This window comes from Streptomyces sp. NPDC026301, from assembly GCF_055567935.1.
In genome coordinates, this window is the sequence record NZ_JBVHPN010000001.1 from 468697 (window position 1) to 485372 (window position 16676).

Below are 16676 nucleotides of genomic sequence, written 5' to 3' on the forward strand. Positions count from 1 at the left end.
GGCCGGAGAAGGAGAGGGCAGTGGCGGTGTCCACGCGTCCGATGGCAGGCCCCTTACACGACTCCCCACAGGGACCGCTGTATGTCTATGGCATCGTCCGCAGAGGTTTCCGGCCACGACCTGGGCTCACCGGCGTCGGCGGCGCCGCCGTGGTCGTGGTACCGGAAGGGTCGCTTGCCGCACTGGCCTCCGCCGCGGACAGCACGTCCGGTCCGCCCAGCGTCTCCGGTCCGCCCGGCGTCTCCGACCCGCCCGGCGTCTCCGGGCCGCCCGGGGAGCCGGCCGCCGACGACGCGTCCCTGCAGGCCACCGCCGACGCCCACCGGAGAGTCGTCGACGAGGCCGCCGCCGCTGTCTGCGTGCTCCCGACGCGCCTCGGTACGGTCCACCGCGACGCCCAGGAGGTGCGCCGCATCCTCGCCGCCCGCGCCGACCTGTACCGACGGCTGCTCGCGCGGCTGGACGGGCGGCTGGAGTGGGGCGTGAAGGCGTACGCCGAGGGCGAGGAGGCCGGTGCCGCGCCCACCGGTACCGAATCCGTGGCGGACGGCGCCGGCGAGCCCACGGACGGGCTGGCCCGCGCGGCCCACCACACGCTGGCGGACGTCGCCGAGTGCTCCTGCGTGCACCCCCCGCGGGACGCCTGCCCCGCCGGCGCCGCCGCTTCCCGCGCGACCTCCGCCTATTGGACCTCCCCCATCGCCCGGGCCCCGTATCCGCACGGCCGGAACCTCCTCGACAGCGCCTATCTCGTGCCGCGGGAGGCGGCCGGTGCCTTCGCCGAGACGGTCGGCGGACTGGCCGCCCGCTCCCCCGCGCTGCGCATCGAACTGACCGGGCCCTGGGCCCCGTACTCCTTCGCCGAGCCGGGGCGGCTGCCCGGCTTCCCGGGTTTCCCGGGCTTCCCCGGCTGAGTACCCCGGTCCGGCCGGCGGCGGGGCCTCACTCCGGCCAGGCGGACTCCTGGATCGTCGTGACGAAGTCCCCGCGCCGGAAGCCCGGCACGAAGTGCTCCAGGACGTCCGCCTTGACGTTGCCGAAGGTGGTCTCCGGCTTGGGCGCGATGCCCTCGGTGAAGGCGGCCAGGATGCGGCGCTTGAAGTCGGGGCGCGGGTGCTGCCGGGTGACGGCGGCCCGCGTCTCCGCGTCGATGTCGTCGTAGCCGATGCCCAGTACGTCGTACTCGACGCCGGCCGTCACCAGCGCGACCTCGGGCTCCATGAACTCGGGGATGCCGGGCGTGGTGTGCAGCGCGATGGCCGTCCACACCCGCCGCACGCTGTCCTGCGGCACGCCGCGCGCCGTGAGGAACCGCTTGGCCTCCTCCGCGCTGTCCACCTCGAACCGCCGGCCGCTGCGCCGGAACTCCTCGTTCAGGCCGAGGTCGTGGAACATCGCCCCGATGTAGAGCAGTTCGGGGTCGAAGGCCAGCTTGCGGTTGCGGCCCTGGAGGCTGCCCCAGTAGTACACCCGCCGGGAGTGGTGGTAGATCAGGTCGTCCGTCAGCTCCCGCACCAGCTCGGTGGCCTCGGCGGCCAGCCGGGTGTCCGGCACGGGCACCGGCATCCCGTCGCCGAGCTGCTCCGAAGGCGGCATACGCGCTCTCCTCTCAGACCGGCGCCGGGCCGTACCGCGACGCCTGAGACCTCTTCCCGGCCCTCATTCTGCGCGACGATCTCCGTACGCGCGGGCGATTCCGGCACGCGGGTGCGGTCGTTGGCGCCCCGGGAAAGCGCGCCCCCGTCGCCGCCCCGGGTGTTACGCGCCGCCGCCGACCGTGATCACCGGCACCCCCAGGTCCCGGAGGCGGCGCAGTTCGGCGACGGGCAGTGCGTCGTCGACGAGGACGGTGTCGAAGTCGGTGAGCGGGGCGAGCGCGTACACGCCCCTGCGGGCGAACTTGGTGTGGTCCACGAGCAGCACCTTGCGCGCGGCCCGGTCCATCAGCGCCCGTTTGACCTGCACCGTCTCCTGCGACTGGTGGTAGCAGGTGTCGCCGGTGACGGCGGTGGTGGACATGAAGAGCACGTCCGCGCGGAAGGAGCGGACCGCGTCGGCGGTGTGCGGGCCGAGGAACGCGTCGTACGCCGGGTAGTAGGCGCCGCCCAGCGCGAGGAGGGTGATGCCGGGCTCGCCCGCCAGCAGCTTGATGACCGGCAGGAAGTTGCTGATGACGGTGAGCGGCCCGCGTTCGGTGAGGTGCTGGGCCAGCGCGAGGCAGGTGGTGGACTCGTCGATCATGACGGTCTGGCCGGGGGTGAGCAGCCGCAGCGCGGCGCGGGCGAGCCGGCGTTTGGTCGCGTTCATGGCGGCCATGCGCTCGCTGATGTCGCCGTGGAAGAGCAGCGAGGGCAGCGAGGAGGCGCCGCCCCTGACCTTCCGCAGCCAGCCCTGCGCCTGGAGGACGTCCAGGTCGCGGTGGATGGTCATGATGCTGACCGCGTACTCCTCGGCGAGCGCGGCGGTGCGGACGAATCCCTCGGCGGCGACCTGTTCGCGGATGCGCTGCCGCCGTGCGTGCTGGACGTCCTCGCGTCTCGCGCTGCCGCCGGGCGCGCCGCCGTCGTCCTCGGTCACTGCGGGAACCTCTCGTTAACTTCACGCGGATCTCACACGGCGGTACTGCTTCCGCGCCCCAGGTCAGCGCGGAAATGCCGAGCTCACGCCGCGTTGCCGCCATGTTAAGCCCGCGGTGCGGGGGTGCGCCGCCGGCGGTTTTCACTCGGCGACCCGGCCGGCCCGCGAGAGGTCGTCCGGCGGGCGTTGACCCGCTCCGCGCGGCCCGCGTTGCATCGGTTCCAGAAGGGGCCAGGACGCGCCGGTCAGGGGCGCGGCCGCCCGTACCACTGGAAGAGGTGCCTCGTGGCCAGTACTCCTCCCGCGCTGATCGGGCCGCCACGCGCAGAACGGCCGGCCCGGACCGACCGGCTCGGCATTCCCCGCCCGCTCGCCTGGGGATTCCTCGGTGTCCTCGTCTTCATGATCGGCGACGGTGTCGAGTCCGGGTACCTCTCGCCGTACCTGGTGCAGGAGGGCCTGTCCGCGCAGCGCGTGGCGATGCTCTTCACCGTCTACGGCATCACCGCGTCCATCGCCGCGTGGCTCTCCGGCGCGCTGTCGGACCTGTGGGGGCCGCGCCGGGTGATGATGGCCGGGTTCGGTGCCTGGGTCGGCTTCCAGGTGCTCATGCTGGCGATCGCGGTGCCCTCGATGAACTATCCGCTGCTGCTCCTCAGCTACGGCCTGCGCGGCATCGGCTACCCGCTCTTCGCGTTCGGCTTCCTGGTGTGGATCGCGGCGACGGCGCCGGAGAAGCGGCTCGGCACGGCCGTCGGGTGGTTCTGGTTCGCCTTCACCGGCGGGCTGCCGACGCTGGGCTCGCTTCTCGCGAGCTTCCTCATTCCGCAGATCGGCGCCTACCGCACGCTGTGGTTCTCGCTCGGTCTGGTCGTCCTCGGCGGGCTGATCGCGCTGCTGCTCGTCCGCGAGCGGACCGGTTTCCGGCGGCTGGCCCCCGCGGGTGAGCGGCCGGTGGCCACGCTCTTCGGCAGTCTGGCGCTGCTCGGGCGCAATCCGCGGATCGGTATGGGTGCGATCGTCCGCATGATCAATACGGTGCCGGAGTTCGGCTTCCTGGTGTGCCTGCCGGCGTTCTTCACCCAGACGATCGGGCTGAGCCTGTCGCAGTGGCTGCGCCTGCTGTCCGTGATGTTCGCGGTCAACATCGTCTTCAACCTGGTCTTCGGGGTGCTCGGGGACCGGATCGGCTGGCGGCGCACGGTCGCCTGGTGCGGCGGCGCCGGCTGCACGGTCACCTCGCTGCTGCTGTACTACGTGCCGACGCTGCTCGGCGGGCAGTACGCGCTGTGCCTGCTGGTGGCGGGCCTGTTCGGCGCCACGCTGGCCGGGTACGTGCCACTCTCCGCGCTGATGCCCTCGCTCGCCCCCGCGCACAAGGGCCAGGCGATGGCGGCGCTGAACCTCGGCGCCGGGGCCAGCACGTTCGTCGGCCCCGCGCTCGTCGCGCTCTTCCTCGGCCCGCTCGGCGTGCAGGGCGTCATCTGGATCTTCGCCGGGCTGTACGCGCTGAGCGGCGTACTGGCCCTGTTCCTGCGCACGCCCGCCGAGGACCGGGACCGCCGCGCGGCCGGCACCCCCGAGCCCGGCCCCGTCCCGGCCACCACGACCGCGCCGCCCGCCCCCGGCGCCCCCGAAGGACTGTGAGCATGTCTGTACTCTCCATCGACGTCGGGACCTCGTTGATCAAGTCCGTCGTCTACGACGACGAGGGCCACGAGGTCGCCGTCTCCCGGCGCGCCACCGTCGTCGACCGTCCCCGGCCGGGCTGGGCCGAGCAGGACATGGACGCCGTGTGGGACGCGGTCGTCCACACCGTGCGGGCGGCGCTGGCCGAGGTGCGCGAGCGGGGCGCCGACCCGGTGTGGCTGGTCACCTTCACCGCACAGGGCGACGGCTGCTGGCTGGTGGACGAGCGCGGCCGGCCCACCGGCCCTGCCGTCCTGTGGTCCGACGGGCGGGCCGCCGACACGGTCACCGAGTGGGGCCGCACCGGCGGCCTGGAGGAGGCGTTCCGGCGCAACGGCTCGCTGACCTTCGCGGGCCTGCCGAACGCGATCCTCACCTGGTTCGCGCAGCACGACCCACAGCGCCTGGCCCGCTCCGACGCCGCCCTCACCGCCGCCGGCTGGCTCTTCCTGCGGCTCACCGGCGAGCGGGTGATCGACGAGTCGGACGCGTCCGCGCCCTTCCTCGACCACGCCACCGGCGCGTACGACCAGCAGGTCATCGACCTCTTCGGGCTGCGCGGGGCCGAGCGGCTGCTGCCCGACGTCGTCGGCGACGACCGGCGCATCGCGGAGATCACCGGCGCTGCCGCCGCCGAGCTCGGCGTCCCCGCGGGGCTGCCCGTCGTGATGGCGCCGTACGACATCGCCGCCACCGCGCGCGGCATCGGCGTGGTCAACCCCGGCCAGGCGTGCGCGATCCTCGGCACGACGCTGTGCGCCGAGGTCGTCCGCACGGCCGTGGACACCACCGGCGAGCCGAGCGGCATCCACATCGCCTACCGGGGCCGGGAGCGCGTGCTGCGCGCCTTCCCCACCCTCTCCGGTACCGAGGTACTCAACTGGACCGCCGGCGTCCTCGGCCTCTCCGGCGCGGCGGAGCTGTGCACCGAGGCGTTCCGCTCCGTGCCCGGCGCGCACGGCCTCGCCTTCCTCCCGTACCTCTCCCCCGCGGGCGAGCGGGCCCCCTTCCTCGACCCGCGCGCCCGCGGCACCTTCTGGGGCCTGAGCCTGGAGCACACCCGGGCCGACATCGCCCGCGCGGTCCTCGACGGGCTCTCGCTCACCCTGCGCGACGCGCTCACCGCCTCCCGTACGGAGGTCAGCGAGCTGCGGCTGTGCGGCGGCGGCGCGCGGAGCGACGCGTGGTGCGGGCTGATCGCCGACGTCACGGGCGTGCCCACCACCCGCTCCACCGACACCGAACTCGGCGCGAAGGGCGCCTTCCTCACCGGTCTCGTCCTCACCGGCGCCGAGTCGAGCATGCACCGCGCCGCCGACAAGTACGTCCATATGGGCCCCGCCTGGGAGCCCGACCCCGAGCGCGCCGCGCTCTACACCGACCGGTACGCCGCCTTTCTCTCCTGGCGCGCCCTGGCCCGCGAGGCCGGCTGGCAGCCGACCGGCCCGAAGGAGGAGTCCTGATGTCCCGCCACCCCGACCCCGTACGCCTCGGCCTCGACCTGGGCACCCAGAGCGCCCGCGCCGTCGCCGTGGACGCCCGCGGCCGGGTGCTCGCCGCCGCCTCCCGGCCGCTGCACAGCAACCGTACCGGCGAGCGCCACGAGCAGGACCCCGAGGAGTGGTGGCGCGCGCTCGCCGCGGCCTGCCGCGAAACCCTCGCGCAGATCGATCCGCGGCGGGTGACAGCGCTCGCCCTCGACGGCACGTCCGGCACGATTCTGCTCGCGGACGCGCAGGGCACCCCGCTCACGCCGGGCCTGATGTACGACGACGGGCGGGCCGCTGAGCAGGCCGTACGCGTCAACGACGTCGGCGCCGGCGTCTGGGAGGAGCTGGGCTACCGCGCCATGCAGCCCTCGTGGGCGCTGCCGAAGCTGGTGTGGCTGCTGGAGCACTCGGCGGCCGCCACCGCACCCGGCACCCGGCTGCTGCACCAGGTCGACCTGGTCACCTGGCGGCTGGCGGGCCGTCAGGTCGCGAGCGACGCCAGCCACGCCCTCAAGACGGGCTACCACCTCCTCGCGGAGGACTGGCCGGAGAAGGAGCTCGCCGCGCTCGGCGTGCCGGACTCCCTGCTGCCGGAGGTGGTACGGCCCGGCACCGTGCTCGGTACGGTGTGCGCCGACGCGGCGCGGGCCACCGGCATCCCCGAGGGCGTGGAGATCGTCGCGGGCATGACGGACGGCTGCGCCGCGCAGATCGGGGCCGGTGCGCTCGCGCCCGGCGCGTGGAACTCCGTGCTCGGTACGACGCTCGTCCTCAAGGGCGTCAGCACGCGCCTGGTCCGCGACCCCGGCGGCCTCGTCTACTGCCACCGCGGCCCCGGCGACACCTGGCTGCCGGGCGCCGCGTCCAGCAGCGGCGCGGGCGTGCTGACCCGCGAGTTCCCCGGCGCCGACCTGGCGGCCCTCACCGAACGAGCCGTCAACTCCGTTCGGCGGACGCCGAGTCGGGGGCACGACCCCGTCGCGTACCCCCTCGTCGGCTCCGGTGGCGAGCGCTTCCCCTTCCGCGCGCCGGACGCCCGCCCGTTCGTGCTGGGCGACCCGGCGGACGAGGCCGAGCGCTTCCACGCCCACCTGCTCGGCGTCGCCTGCCTCGAACGGCTCTGCTTCGACTACCTCGGCCACCTCGGCGCCCCCGTCGACGGCCCGCTCACCCTCACCGGCGGCGGCACCCGCAACGCGTACTGGAACCAGCTGCGCGCCGATGTCCTCGGCCGGACCGTCACCCTGCCCGAACATGCCGAGGGCGCCCTCGGCATGGCCGTGCTCGCGGCCACCGCCGACGGCACCCCCCTCACCGAGGCCGCCGCCGCGATGGTCCGCGTCCGTACCGCACACCACCCCGACCCCGAGCGCACCGCCCGCTTCACCCCCGCCTACCTCGCCTTCGTGGAGGCACTGAACCAACGCGGCCTGCTCGCCCCCGACGTGGCCGAGCACGCCGTCGGAAAGGCCCAGCAGTGACCGACTTCCTTCTCGTACGCCACGGCGAGACCGTCTGGCACGCGGAGAACCGCTACGCCGGACGCACCGACGTCGCCCTCACCGAACGGGGCCACGCGCAGGCCGCGGAGCTCGCGGCGTGGGCCGCCGGGGCCGCCATCGACGCGGTGGTCTGCTCCCCGCTCTCCCGGGCCCGGCTCACCGCTGAGCCGGCCGCGCGCGCCCTCGGCCTCGCCCCGCGCGTCGACGAACGCCTCCTGGAGGTCGACTTCGGCCGCGGCGACGGGCTCACCCGCACCGAGATGCGCGAGGTGTTCCCCGAACGGCTCGACGCGTTCCTCCGCGACCCCGTCGTGCATCATCTGCCCGGCGGCGAGGACCCCGAGCAGGCCGCAGCGCGGGCCGCCGACTGCCTCGCCGACCTCGCCCGGGAGCTGCCGGACGGCCGCGTGCTGGTCGTCGCCCACTCCACCCTCGTCCGGCTGCTGCTCTGCCGCGCGCTCGGCATCCCCCTCGGTACGTACCGCACGGTCTTCCCCGCGCTGGACAACGGCACCCTCACCGAACTGCGCCTCAAGGACGGACAGGCGTCCCTGCTCCGGCTGAACGCGCCCTGCGTCGTGTCCCCCTCCCCCGCCCACTGACCCGCACCCGCACCCGCACCCGCATCCACGGAGAAATGAACGACATGCCCACCACCGTCCTGGCCGCAGGCGACCACTTCGTCCTGCCCCGCCTGCTCACCGAACAGGTCGACGCCGCGACCGGCGGCGCCGCCGAGGTCCGCGAACTGCTGCTGCCCTGGCCGCACACCCCGTTCGGCCCGGTCGCCGAGGTGCGGGAGGCGTCCGGCACCGAGGACGAGATGATCGAGGCGCTGCAGGGCGCCCGCGTCTGCGTCACCCAACTGGCCCCGCTCACCGAGCGCATCCTCGCCCACTGCCCGGACCTGGAGCTCTTCTGCGCCAGCCGCGGCGGCCCGGTCAACGCCAACCTGGACGCGGCCACCCGGCACGGCGTCGCCGTCTGCTACGCGCCCGGCCGCAACGCCGTCGCCACCGCCGAGCACACCCTCGCGCTGATCCTCGCCGCGGCGCGCGGCCTCGGCGACGTCCACACCGACCTGCGGCGCGGCGTGTGGCGCGGGGACTACTTCGACTACGACAACTGCGGCATCGAGATCGACGGCGCCACCGTCGGCCTGGTCGGCTTCGGCGCCGTCGGCAGCCGGGTCGCCAAGGTACTGCTCGCGCTGGGCGCGACGGTGCTGGTCCACGACCCGTACGCCGATCCCGAGCGGCTCGCGGGGATCGCCGAGCAGGTGTCCCTGGAGGAGCTGCTCACCCGCTCCCGGATCGTCTCCCTGCACGCGCGGGTCACCGAGGAGACCACCGGCATGATCGGCCGCAAGCAGCTGGACCTGCTGCCCGAGGGGGCGGTACTGGTCAACTGCGCCCGCGGCGCCCTCCTCGACTACGACGCGGCGTGCGACGCGCTCGCCACCGGACGGCTCTCCGCCGCCGGCTTCGACGTCTTCCCCGAGGAGCCGGTCCCGGCCGGCTCGCCCCTGCTGACGGCCCCCGGCGTCGTCCTCACGCCACACATCGCGGGCGGCAGCCAGGGCGTCGCCCACAAGGCGGCCCGGATCGTGGCGGGCGAGGTGGGCCGCTTTCTGCGCGGCGAGCCGCTCGCCCACTGCGCCAACCTGGAGGTCCTGCGGCAGCGTTGAGAGGTCCGGTCACGGTGCCGGGCCGCCCGGCGACAGGGCGGCGCACCGTACCCGCTGGAGTACGGTATGGCCGGTCCGCACGCCCGGGATGTCGTTGAGCACCTCGCCGTGCAGTTCGGTCCAGGAGTGGAAGCCGAAGCGCGCGCCGATCGACGACCGCTGCCGGGCGATGACGGTCTCGGCCGGGAGTCCGAGCGCCGACAGGTAGACGGCCAGGGCGAACGAGCGGGCCAGGCACAGCGCGTCGGGTTCGGCCAGCCGTACGACGAGCTGGCAGCGCGGCAGTTCACGGCGGGCGAGACGGACCGCCGTGTCGTCCGGGAGGCCGCGGTGGGCGCGCGGGGCCGCCCGCGCGTCCCGCAGGCAGGACTGTGCGGCTCCCCAGCCGTGCCGCCGCAGGACGCGCAGCGCCCGTGCGGTGCGGACGGCGGCGGTCAGCCGGGTCCGCGGGGAGGTGCGGGGCACGGGCCCGGCGGCGTCGGCGCCCCACAGCAGGAAAGCCCAGTCCCGGGACACCCAGTTGGTCACGGCGCCGTGCCGGTGGGTTCGATGAGGCGGCTCTCCGCCAGTTGGGCGGCGAGCGCCCTGATGCCCTCGTGGAGCTCGCTCTCCTCGGCTTCGATGCCCTCCGTGAGATGACGGACGGCTTCGTCGGCCGTTTCGAAGCGCAGGGCTGCCTGGAGCATGAGGGTGGCGGTCGGGTTGAGTTCGAAGTAGACGCCCTCGGCGGTGTCGAGGAGGACGCCCGTGCCGTCGGCGGGGTCGAAGACGGTCTGTTCGGCAAGGCGGATCAGCGGCATCGGAGGTCCCCTGTCGGCTCGGTCCGGTGTGCCAGGTCGCGCAGGAACAGCTCGACCATGGCGGTGCACAGCAGGCTTTCGGCGTTACGGCGCAGCGCGCGCGGGTCGGCGAGGACGGCCGCGAGGCGCCCCGGGTCGACGACGCCCATGGCGGGCAGGCGTGCGTCGGGGCCGTCCAGTACGCCGGCGAGGGCGTCCGGGTGCCGCAGGCACCAGTTCTCGTCCGGCGAGCCGAGCCAGTCCCGCCCGTAGTGGCGCCAGACGCAGGCGGGAATGCGGCGGGCCGCGGCAAGACGCAGCACGGGTTTGTCGATGGTGCGCCCGGCATACGGGATGACCCGGTAGGCGTTGGGCAGCCGGGCAGCCAGCCGGCGCGGCCGTCTGCCGCCCCAGGGTTTGGCGCAGTGCAGGCCGTACGGCCGCCAGATCGTGAGGTTGAGGGTGTGCTCCTGGGCCGCCGAGTCCGGGTCGTACGGCGCGCTGGAGGCACCGGGAAAGGTGACGAGGAAGTCGCTCGCGCGCTCGGTCTCGGCGGTCGCTTCGGGGTCTTCGTAGAGGGAGCGGCCGGGGTGCAGGCTGCGGAGGATCCGGCTCAGCTCCCATCTGGAGCTGAGCAGCCCGTTGACCATGGCCCCGCGTTCCCGCCAGGGCGCGTCCGCGACGGCGATGTCGTACAGCCCGTACCGCAGCGGGCCGAAGACGAGGTCCCCGTCCAGGCCGGAGAGCACCGTGCGCACCCCGTCCGCCGCGATCCGGCGGGCCGTCAGGTCCAGGCGGCGGAACCAGACGTGGTTGAAGGGCAGCGGGAAGTCCCGCGCGGCGGGGAAGTAGGACTCGTCCTCGCCCGGCGGGTCCACCGTCACCAGGGGGACCGACAGGTGCCGGCACACCTCGCGGGCCCGGGGCGATTCGTCGGCGAGCGGGTCGGTGCTGCGCATGTGGTACGCGACGACATCGGCCCCCTGGTCGGTGAGCGCGGCGAGCACGGTGGCGGAGTCGACGCCGCCGGAGAGCAGGACGCCGATGCGGCCGCCGGTGGCGTAGGGCCGGGTCTCGGCGAGCAGCGACTCGTAGGCGAGGTCGGCGTACTGACGCAGCGAGGTGCGGCGCGGCAGTGGCAGCGGAGTGATCCGCTCGAAGGTCTCGGTACGCGTCGACCAGCCGTCCAGGACGGCGAGCCGGCCGGGGAGCAGTCGCTCGATGCCCGGGTAGACGAAGACGTCCTCGCCCCGGCACGCGCGCCACAGCGTCTCCCGGTCGAACTCCGGAGCGCCGTCGAGCAGGTCGCGCGGATCGCTCGACCACCGCGTCCGCCCGCCCCCCGCGCGGAAGTACAACTGCTCGGCGCTGCACACCCCGCGGAAGAGGACGACACGCCGCGCCGTCGCGACGGCACCGGAGACTTCCGCCGGCAGCTCCCGCAGTACGGCGTGGCGGCCGCGCGCCACCTCGCGGGCCAGCCGCTCCGCGCGGTCCGCGGCGAGCGGCCCGCCCAGCGGGCCCGCCAGGAGGAGGAAGGTGCCGGGAAGGGCTTCCGGTACGCGGGACCGTGCAGGGCGCGTTCCGGCAGGAACCCACTGGTGGACATGGCTGCCCCGTGGGCGGTCCGCGGAACGGGCGTCGAAGGGCACGCAGCCCCGCTCGATCGTGTGCGCGCCCGTGGCGATCAGCCCGGAACAGCCGGGGAACTCGGTGAAACCCTGTGCGACGACGTCGTGTCCGGCCACCCTCTCACCACCTCATGGGCGGAGGCGGAGCGCTCGGCTCCGCCTCCGTTCAGCGGACGGTCAGAGGATGTTGCCGTGGCCGAGCAGATCGGGAACGCCGTGGCGCAGCTGGCCGGTCAGCTCTTCGACCCGTCCCATGCGGACGACTGTCGGAGGAATGTACGGCAGGCGCATCGTCGTCACCTTCTTTCTGCGCTCGTGTTGGCGCCCGTCAGGCAGGGTGCCCGGATAAGGTGATTTTCTCCCTTGTTCTCATGCTGAGGTGTGGAACGTGCCGCGTCAAAAGGAAGCGTCCGGCGGTGCCGAGGACCGCGCCGGCCACGCCGAGCGCTACGCGATCTGCGCCCATGGTCTGACCAAGCGCTACCCCGGCGCCGAGGCGGTACGCGGGGTGGACCTCGACGTGCGCCCCGGGGAGACCTTCGCCTTCCTCGGGCCGAACGGCGCCGGCAAGACCACCACCATCGCGATGCTGTGCGCCCTGGCCCGCCCCACCGCCGGGCAGGCCGTGGTGGCCGGGGCCGACGTCCGCACCCAACCGCAGCAGGTACGGCGCGGGGTCGGCCTGCTGTTCCAGCACAGCGCGGTCGACCCCGACCTCAGCCTCGAATGCAACCTCTACCTCCACGCCCGCCTGTACGGCCTCCCCCGCGCGCGCTCCCGGGCACGCAGCGCCTCGCTCCTGGAGCTGACGGGGCTGAGCGACCGCCGCCGGCACCGTGTGCGCACGCTCTCCGGCGGGCTGCGCCGCCGCCTGGAGATCGCCCGCGCACTGCTCCACGAGCCGGGCGTGCTCTTCCTCGACGAGCCGACCGTCGGCCTCGACCCGCACTCCCGGGCCCAGATCTGGGACCACCTGGCGCGGCTGCGCGCCGACCGGCGCACCACCGTCTTCGTCACCACGCACTACTTGGACGAGGCCGAACACTGCGACCGGATCGCCATCCTCGACCGCGGCCGCGTCGTCGCCGAGGGCACCCCGGCGGCCCTGAAGGCCGCGATCGGCGACGACCGCCTGCGCGTACGCACCGCCGACGACCGCGCGGCGGCGGCCGCCCTGCGCGAGGACCTCGGCCTGCGGGCGGTCACCGCGCCCGAGGGGCTGACCGTCGCCGTGGCGGCGGGCCCCCGGCAGATCCCCCGGCTGTGCGCCGCGCTCGCCGCCCGCGGCGTCCCCGTACACGCCGTCTCCCTCACGGAACCCACCTTGGACGACGTCTTCTTCCACCACACCGGGCGGCGCATCGCTCCGCCCGACGCCCCCCTGAGCGGCGACGGGAGCCGGCCGTGACGGCCGGTGCGCTGGATCCGCCGGGCGCCCTGCTGCGCGAACTGCGCGCCGTCCACGCCCTGGTCCTCCGCGACCTGCTGCGTATGCTCGGCCAGCCGCTGCAGACGGTCGTGACGCTGGTGCAGCCGCTGCTGTTCCTGCTGCTGCTCGGCGGCGGCCTGGCCGCGCTGGTCCCCGCGACGGCCGTCGGCGGCGACTACCGCACCTACCTGTTCCCCGGCGTACTGGTGATGACCGTGCAGACCCCCGCGGTGACGGTCGGAATGCGGCTGATCACCGATCGCGAGAGCGGCTATCTCCGCGAGACGCTGATGGCGCCCGTACGCCGCTCCAGCCTGCTGTACGGGAGCTGTCTGGGCGGCACCGCCGTGGCCACCGCCCAGGGTGCGGTCCTGCTCGCCGCGTCGGGGACCGTCGGGCTGCCCTACCGCCCCCTGTTGCTGCTCGCGCTGCTGGCCACGATGGCGCTGACCTCGTTCGTCCTCACCGCCCTGACGGCGGCGCTGGCGATCGGCATCCGCAGCGTCGAGTCCTTCCACACCCTGCTCGGGCTGGCCCTGATGCCGCTGCTGTTCCTCTCGGGGGCCTTCTTCCCGCTGACCGCCCTGCCCGGCTGGCTCACCCAGTTGACCGCCGTCAATCCGCTGGCCTACGCCGTCGACGTGCTGCGCCGCAGCATTGCCCAGTACGTCCCCGGCGGCCTCGCCTCCACCGGCGTCCGCTGGGGGGACTGGCAGCCCCCGGCCGTCCTCGAACTCCTGGCCCTGGCCCTGCTGGGCGCGGGCGGGCTGGCGTGGGCCGCCCGCCGCTTCGGCCGGCTGGAGTGAGCGGCCGGCCCGCCCCGTCCGGTGCCGGGCTGGGAACACCGGACGGGAGCGGGCGCGGGCGTGCCGGTCTCAGTGCCCCTTGTGGTGGTGGTTGTCGTGGTGGTCGTTGTGGTGGTGGTCGTCCTGCTGGCCAGTGTGGCCGTTGACGCAGGTGTTCCCGAAGGCCGGGTTCAGCAGGCCAATGATGTTGACGGTGTTGCCGCAGGCGTTGATCGGGATGCTGATCGGCACCTGGACCACATTGCCCGACAGCACACCGGGGGAATTCGACGCCGCGGCGGCGGCACCGGCGCCACCGCTGCTTCCGCCGTTGTGGGCGGAAGCGGTCGTCGCCCCACCGAGGACGGCAGTGGCCGCGAGTGCCGTGAGAGCGGTGAGCTTCGCCATTCGTGACATGACAACTGGCCTTTCCTGAAGCGAGTGGGAGGCGGCCGTACTGCCGTCTCCCTTCCCCCTCTTGATCGGGCCGAACGGGCTCAAAGTTGCGGAGAAACAATTTTTTCACCTGTTCGGACGCAGAGAAATTCAGAATCTCGCGCCAGGACGGCCGGCCACCCTGCCGCCATTCGGGCGGCCCGCGGGGATGGCGAACTCTCCGGCATACAGAAGTTTTGTTAGCTTAGCGTTTTAGTGGCCCGTTCGACCTATAAACTACATACGTAACGAGGGGTAACGTGGCATTCTCGCGGAAAACTGCCATGGATCAGCACGATGGCCACCCGTCGGTAGCGGTCACCAGCCGTTCAGTACAAGGGGAGGACACAAAAACCGAGATTTGCTCCCCCGTCGGCGACGCGCCGTCCGTCCCTCGTTACGACTACGAGAAATTCAGCCGGCTGGCCGGTCCGCTCACTCCACCGCACCCCGATCCCGCGAATTACCGGGTGCAGTACCGAAGCCTGCTGAGCGGCGGCCCGCACCGCGTGTGGACGGCCCTGCTGCTGGTCGGGGCGCCCCTCGCCTCGCTGGCGCTGCTCATCTGGCTCCTGCAGCCGCTGCACTGGGTGCACCGTGAATACGCGGCGGGCTGGGAGACGGCCGCCGACGCCGTCATGCTCGTCTCCATCGGCCTGCTGGAGACCTTCCGCGTCCTCAACGTCGTCTCCATCGCGCACGCCACGCTCGTGGCCCGGGACCCGGTGCCGGTCACTCCCGCGCCCGGCACCCGGGTGGCATTTCTGACCACCTTCGTCCCGGGCAAGGAGCCCGTGGAAATGGTCCGGGCCACGCTGGAGGGCGCCATGGCGCTCCGGCACAACGGCCCGCTCGACGTGTGGCTGCTGGACGAGGGGAACACCCCGGAGATGCGGCGGATGTGCGAGGAACTGGGCGTGCGGCATTTCTCCCGCAAAGGCGTGGAGAAGTGGAACCGGCCGACCGGTTCGTTCCGCGCCAGGACCAAGCACGGCAACTACAACTCCTGGCTGGACGCGCACGGCGACGCCTACGAATTCCTGGCGGGGGTCGACACCGACCATGTGCCGCTGCCCGCGTACCTGGAGCGCATGATGGGCTTCTTCCGGGACCCCGATGTGGCCTTCGTCGTCGGGCCCCAGGTCTACGGGAATGACGACAGCACGGTCGCCAGGGCGTCGGAGAGCCAGCAGTTCCTCTTCCACGCGCTGATCCAGCGCGCCGGGAACGCCTATGGCTCGCCCATGTTCGTCGGCACCAACAACTGCGTCCGGATCAGCGCCCTGCGGCAGGCCGGCGGTTTCTACGACTCCATCACCGAGGACATGGCCACCGGGCTGGAGATCCACCGCCGGCGCAACCCCGCCACCGGCCGGCCCTGGCGTTCGGTCTACACCCCCGACGTACTGGCCGTGGGCGAGGGACCGGCCACCTGGAGCGACTTCTTCAACCAGCAGCTGCGCTGGAGCCGCGGCACCTACGAATCGCTCTTCCGCCAGTTCGGGCGGGCGGCCTTCCGCCTCACGGCCGGCCAGGTGCTCAATTACGCGCTGATGGTGACCTACTACCCGATCGCCGCGGTCAACTGGATGATCGGCGGCCTCTCCTGCGCGCTGTTCCTCTGTCTCGGCGCCTCCGGCGTCCAGGTCGAGTCGCGGATGTGGATGATGCTGTACAGCGATGCCGCGGCCCTGCAGATCGGCCTCTACATGTGGAACCGGCGGCACAACGTCAGTCCCCATGAGCCGCAGGGGTCCTCGGGCATGGTGGGCATGGCGATGTCCGCGATGGCCGCGCCGCTGTACGCCCGCTCCCTGACGGGCGCGGTCCTGCGGCGGAAGGCCGGCTTCATCGTCACGTCGAAGGGCGGCACGGCCAACCCGGACCGGCTGCGCTCCTTCGCCACCCATCTGCTGTGGGCCGGTGTGTTCGGCGCGACGCTGATCGCCTCGGTGTTCCTGAACCACACCCACGCGGCCATGCGGACCTGGGCCTCGATCGCGCTGGTCATCTCCCTCGCCCCGCTGGTCGTCTGGCGCTGGTCGGTGGCCCACGAACGACGGCGCGCGAAACACCCGACACCGGCCCGCGCCGAGCCGCTCGCGCCCGCCGCCACGAGCGACCAGGAACGTTTCCGGGAGCTGGTGCAGCACGCCCTCGACACGGAGGCCCCGTTCTCCTGGGTCACCGCCGACGCGCTGTACGGGCAGGACGCGCCGCTCCGGGACTGGCTGGAGGAATCCCGCGTCCCCTACGTGCTGGCCCTTCGGCCCAACGACACGGTGCACACCGCCGACGGCGCCGACGCACGCGTGGACACCCTGGTCACCACCCTCCCCGTGCAGGCGTGGAAGAGCGTGCCGGGCCGGGCCGACAAGCACCACGACCGGGACTGCTCCTGGGCGCGCGTCACGATCCGCCCGCCCCGGCAGGACGGGTTCGGGCGCTGGGTGCTGGCCCGGCGGACCGGCGGCGAGCCGCACGGCATCGCGTACTACGTCTGCTGCGGGCCCTCGGCCGCCCGGCTGAAGGACCTGGTCGAGGTGGCTTCGAGCCGGTGGGCGGTGGAGGAGTACCTGCGGAGCCCCGACACCGAGGGCGGGCCGCCGCGCGCCGCCGAAGCCGACCCGCCGCACCCACCGGCCTGACCGCCTCGGCCCGGCCCTCGTCTC

The 16676-nt window shown here is 73.4% G+C and carries 16 protein-coding genes; 9 read left to right on the plus strand and 7 right to left on the minus strand.

Translation table 11 applies throughout. The features are described from left to right. Positions 1 to 41 precede the first annotated feature (41 nt). Positions 42 to 914 carry a GvpL/GvpF family gas vesicle protein gene (locus ACZ4MH_RS02080; protein WP_351600186.1) on the plus strand — a complete coding sequence of 291 codons (873 nt, stop codon included), beginning with the start codon at positions 42 to 44 and terminating at the stop codon, positions 912 to 914. A gap of 28 nt (positions 915 to 942) precedes the next feature. Here the strand turns inward: ACZ4MH_RS02080 and ACZ4MH_RS02085 are convergent, their stop codons facing one another. After that, positions 943 to 1596 carry an HD domain-containing protein gene (locus ACZ4MH_RS02085; RefSeq protein WP_351600184.1) on the minus strand — a complete coding sequence of 218 codons (654 nt, stop codon included), beginning with the start codon at positions 1594 to 1596 and terminating at the stop codon, positions 943 to 945. 162 nt (positions 1597 to 1758) lie between these two features. Continuing rightward, entirely contained in the window at positions 1759 to 2577 is an 819-nt protein-coding gene (locus ACZ4MH_RS02090) for a DeoR/GlpR family DNA-binding transcription regulator (RefSeq protein WP_467753790.1), read from the minus strand. Positions 2578 to 2862: 285 nt separating this feature from the next. Between ACZ4MH_RS02090 and ACZ4MH_RS02095 the strand changes: the two genes are divergently transcribed. Genes ACZ4MH_RS02095 through ACZ4MH_RS02115 form a run of 5 tightly spaced genes read left to right on the plus strand, consistent with a single transcriptional unit; the run spans position 2863 to position 8945 of the window. Continuing rightward, positions 2863 to 4224, plus strand: a complete 1362-nt coding sequence (locus ACZ4MH_RS02095) for an MFS transporter (RefSeq protein WP_351600182.1) — start codon at positions 2863 to 2865, stop codon at positions 4222 to 4224. A gap of 2 nt (positions 4225 to 4226) precedes the next feature. Then, positions 4227 to 5729, plus strand: coding sequence for an FGGY-family carbohydrate kinase (locus ACZ4MH_RS02100; RefSeq protein ID WP_351600180.1), 1503 nt, complete (start codon positions 4227 to 4229; stop codon positions 5727 to 5729). After that, a complete protein-coding gene (locus ACZ4MH_RS02105; protein WP_351600178.1) occupies positions 5729 to 7237 on the plus strand; it encodes an FGGY-family carbohydrate kinase in 1509 nt (502 codons plus the stop codon). Before ACZ4MH_RS02100 ends, ACZ4MH_RS02105 begins: the two co-directional genes overlap by 1 nt. Further along, the gene (locus ACZ4MH_RS02110; RefSeq protein WP_351600176.1) at positions 7234 to 7860 is read left to right on the plus strand and encodes a histidine phosphatase family protein; all 627 of its coding nucleotides are present in this window, start codon (positions 7234 to 7236) and stop codon (positions 7858 to 7860) included. Before ACZ4MH_RS02105 ends, ACZ4MH_RS02110 begins: the two co-directional genes overlap by 4 nt. Before the next feature lie 44 nt (positions 7861 to 7904). Further along, positions 7905 to 8945: a 2-hydroxyacid dehydrogenase gene (locus tag ACZ4MH_RS02115; RefSeq protein ID WP_351600174.1), complete on the plus strand. Its 1041-nt coding sequence runs from the start codon at positions 7905 to 7907 to the stop codon at positions 8943 to 8945. A 9-nt stretch (positions 8946 to 8954) separates the two neighbouring features. On the opposite strand, the gene ACZ4MH_RS02120 is transcribed toward ACZ4MH_RS02115, so the two are convergent. Genes ACZ4MH_RS02120 through ACZ4MH_RS02135 form a run of 4 tightly spaced genes read right to left on the minus strand, consistent with a single transcriptional unit; the run spans position 8955 to position 11646 of the window. After that, positions 8955 to 9473, minus strand: a complete 519-nt coding sequence (locus ACZ4MH_RS02120) for a lasso peptide biosynthesis protein (RefSeq protein WP_351600172.1) — start codon at positions 9471 to 9473, stop codon at positions 8955 to 8957. Beyond that, on the minus strand, positions 9470 to 9745 hold the full coding sequence (locus tag ACZ4MH_RS02125) for a PqqD family peptide modification chaperone (RefSeq protein ID WP_351600170.1): 276 nt from the start codon (positions 9743 to 9745) through the stop codon (positions 9470 to 9472). Before ACZ4MH_RS02125 ends, ACZ4MH_RS02120 begins: the two co-directional genes overlap by 4 nt. Continuing rightward, positions 9736 to 11472 (minus strand): asparagine synthase-related protein, encoded by a 1737-nt coding sequence (locus tag ACZ4MH_RS02130; protein ID WP_467753795.1) that lies wholly within the window; start codon positions 11470 to 11472, stop codon positions 9736 to 9738. Before ACZ4MH_RS02130 ends, ACZ4MH_RS02125 begins: the two co-directional genes overlap by 10 nt. 60 nt (positions 11473 to 11532) lie before the next feature. Further along, complete coding sequence (locus ACZ4MH_RS02135) at positions 11533 to 11646, minus strand: lasso RiPP family leader peptide-containing protein (RefSeq protein ID WP_351597894.1); 114 nt, start codon at positions 11644 to 11646, stop codon at positions 11533 to 11535. A gap of 97 nt (positions 11647 to 11743) precedes the next feature. On the opposite strand from ACZ4MH_RS02135, the gene ACZ4MH_RS02140 reads away from it, so the two are divergent. Both ACZ4MH_RS02140 and ACZ4MH_RS02145 read left to right on the plus strand, forming a co-directional pair. After that, complete coding sequence (locus ACZ4MH_RS02140) at positions 11744 to 12763, plus strand: ATP-binding cassette domain-containing protein (RefSeq protein WP_351597891.1); 1020 nt, start codon at positions 11744 to 11746, stop codon at positions 12761 to 12763. After that, entirely contained in the window at positions 12760 to 13590 is an 831-nt protein-coding gene (locus tag ACZ4MH_RS02145; RefSeq protein WP_351597888.1) for an ABC transporter permease, read from the plus strand. Before ACZ4MH_RS02140 ends, ACZ4MH_RS02145 begins: the two co-directional genes overlap by 4 nt. Positions 13591 to 13659: 69 nt before the next feature. Here ACZ4MH_RS02145 and ACZ4MH_RS02150 read toward each other — a convergent pair whose 3' ends face one another. After that, on the minus strand, positions 13660 to 13986 hold the full coding sequence (locus ACZ4MH_RS02150; protein ID WP_351597885.1) for a chaplin: 327 nt from the start codon (positions 13984 to 13986) through the stop codon (positions 13660 to 13662). Positions 13987 to 14288: 302 nt separating this feature from the next. Here ACZ4MH_RS02150 and ACZ4MH_RS02155 point away from each other — a divergent pair, with 302 nt between their 5' ends. Next, positions 14289 to 16652 carry a glycosyltransferase family 2 protein gene (locus ACZ4MH_RS02155; protein ID WP_351597882.1) on the plus strand — a complete coding sequence of 788 codons (2364 nt, stop codon included), beginning with the start codon at positions 14289 to 14291 and terminating at the stop codon, positions 16650 to 16652. Positions 16653 to 16676 lie beyond the last annotated feature (24 nt).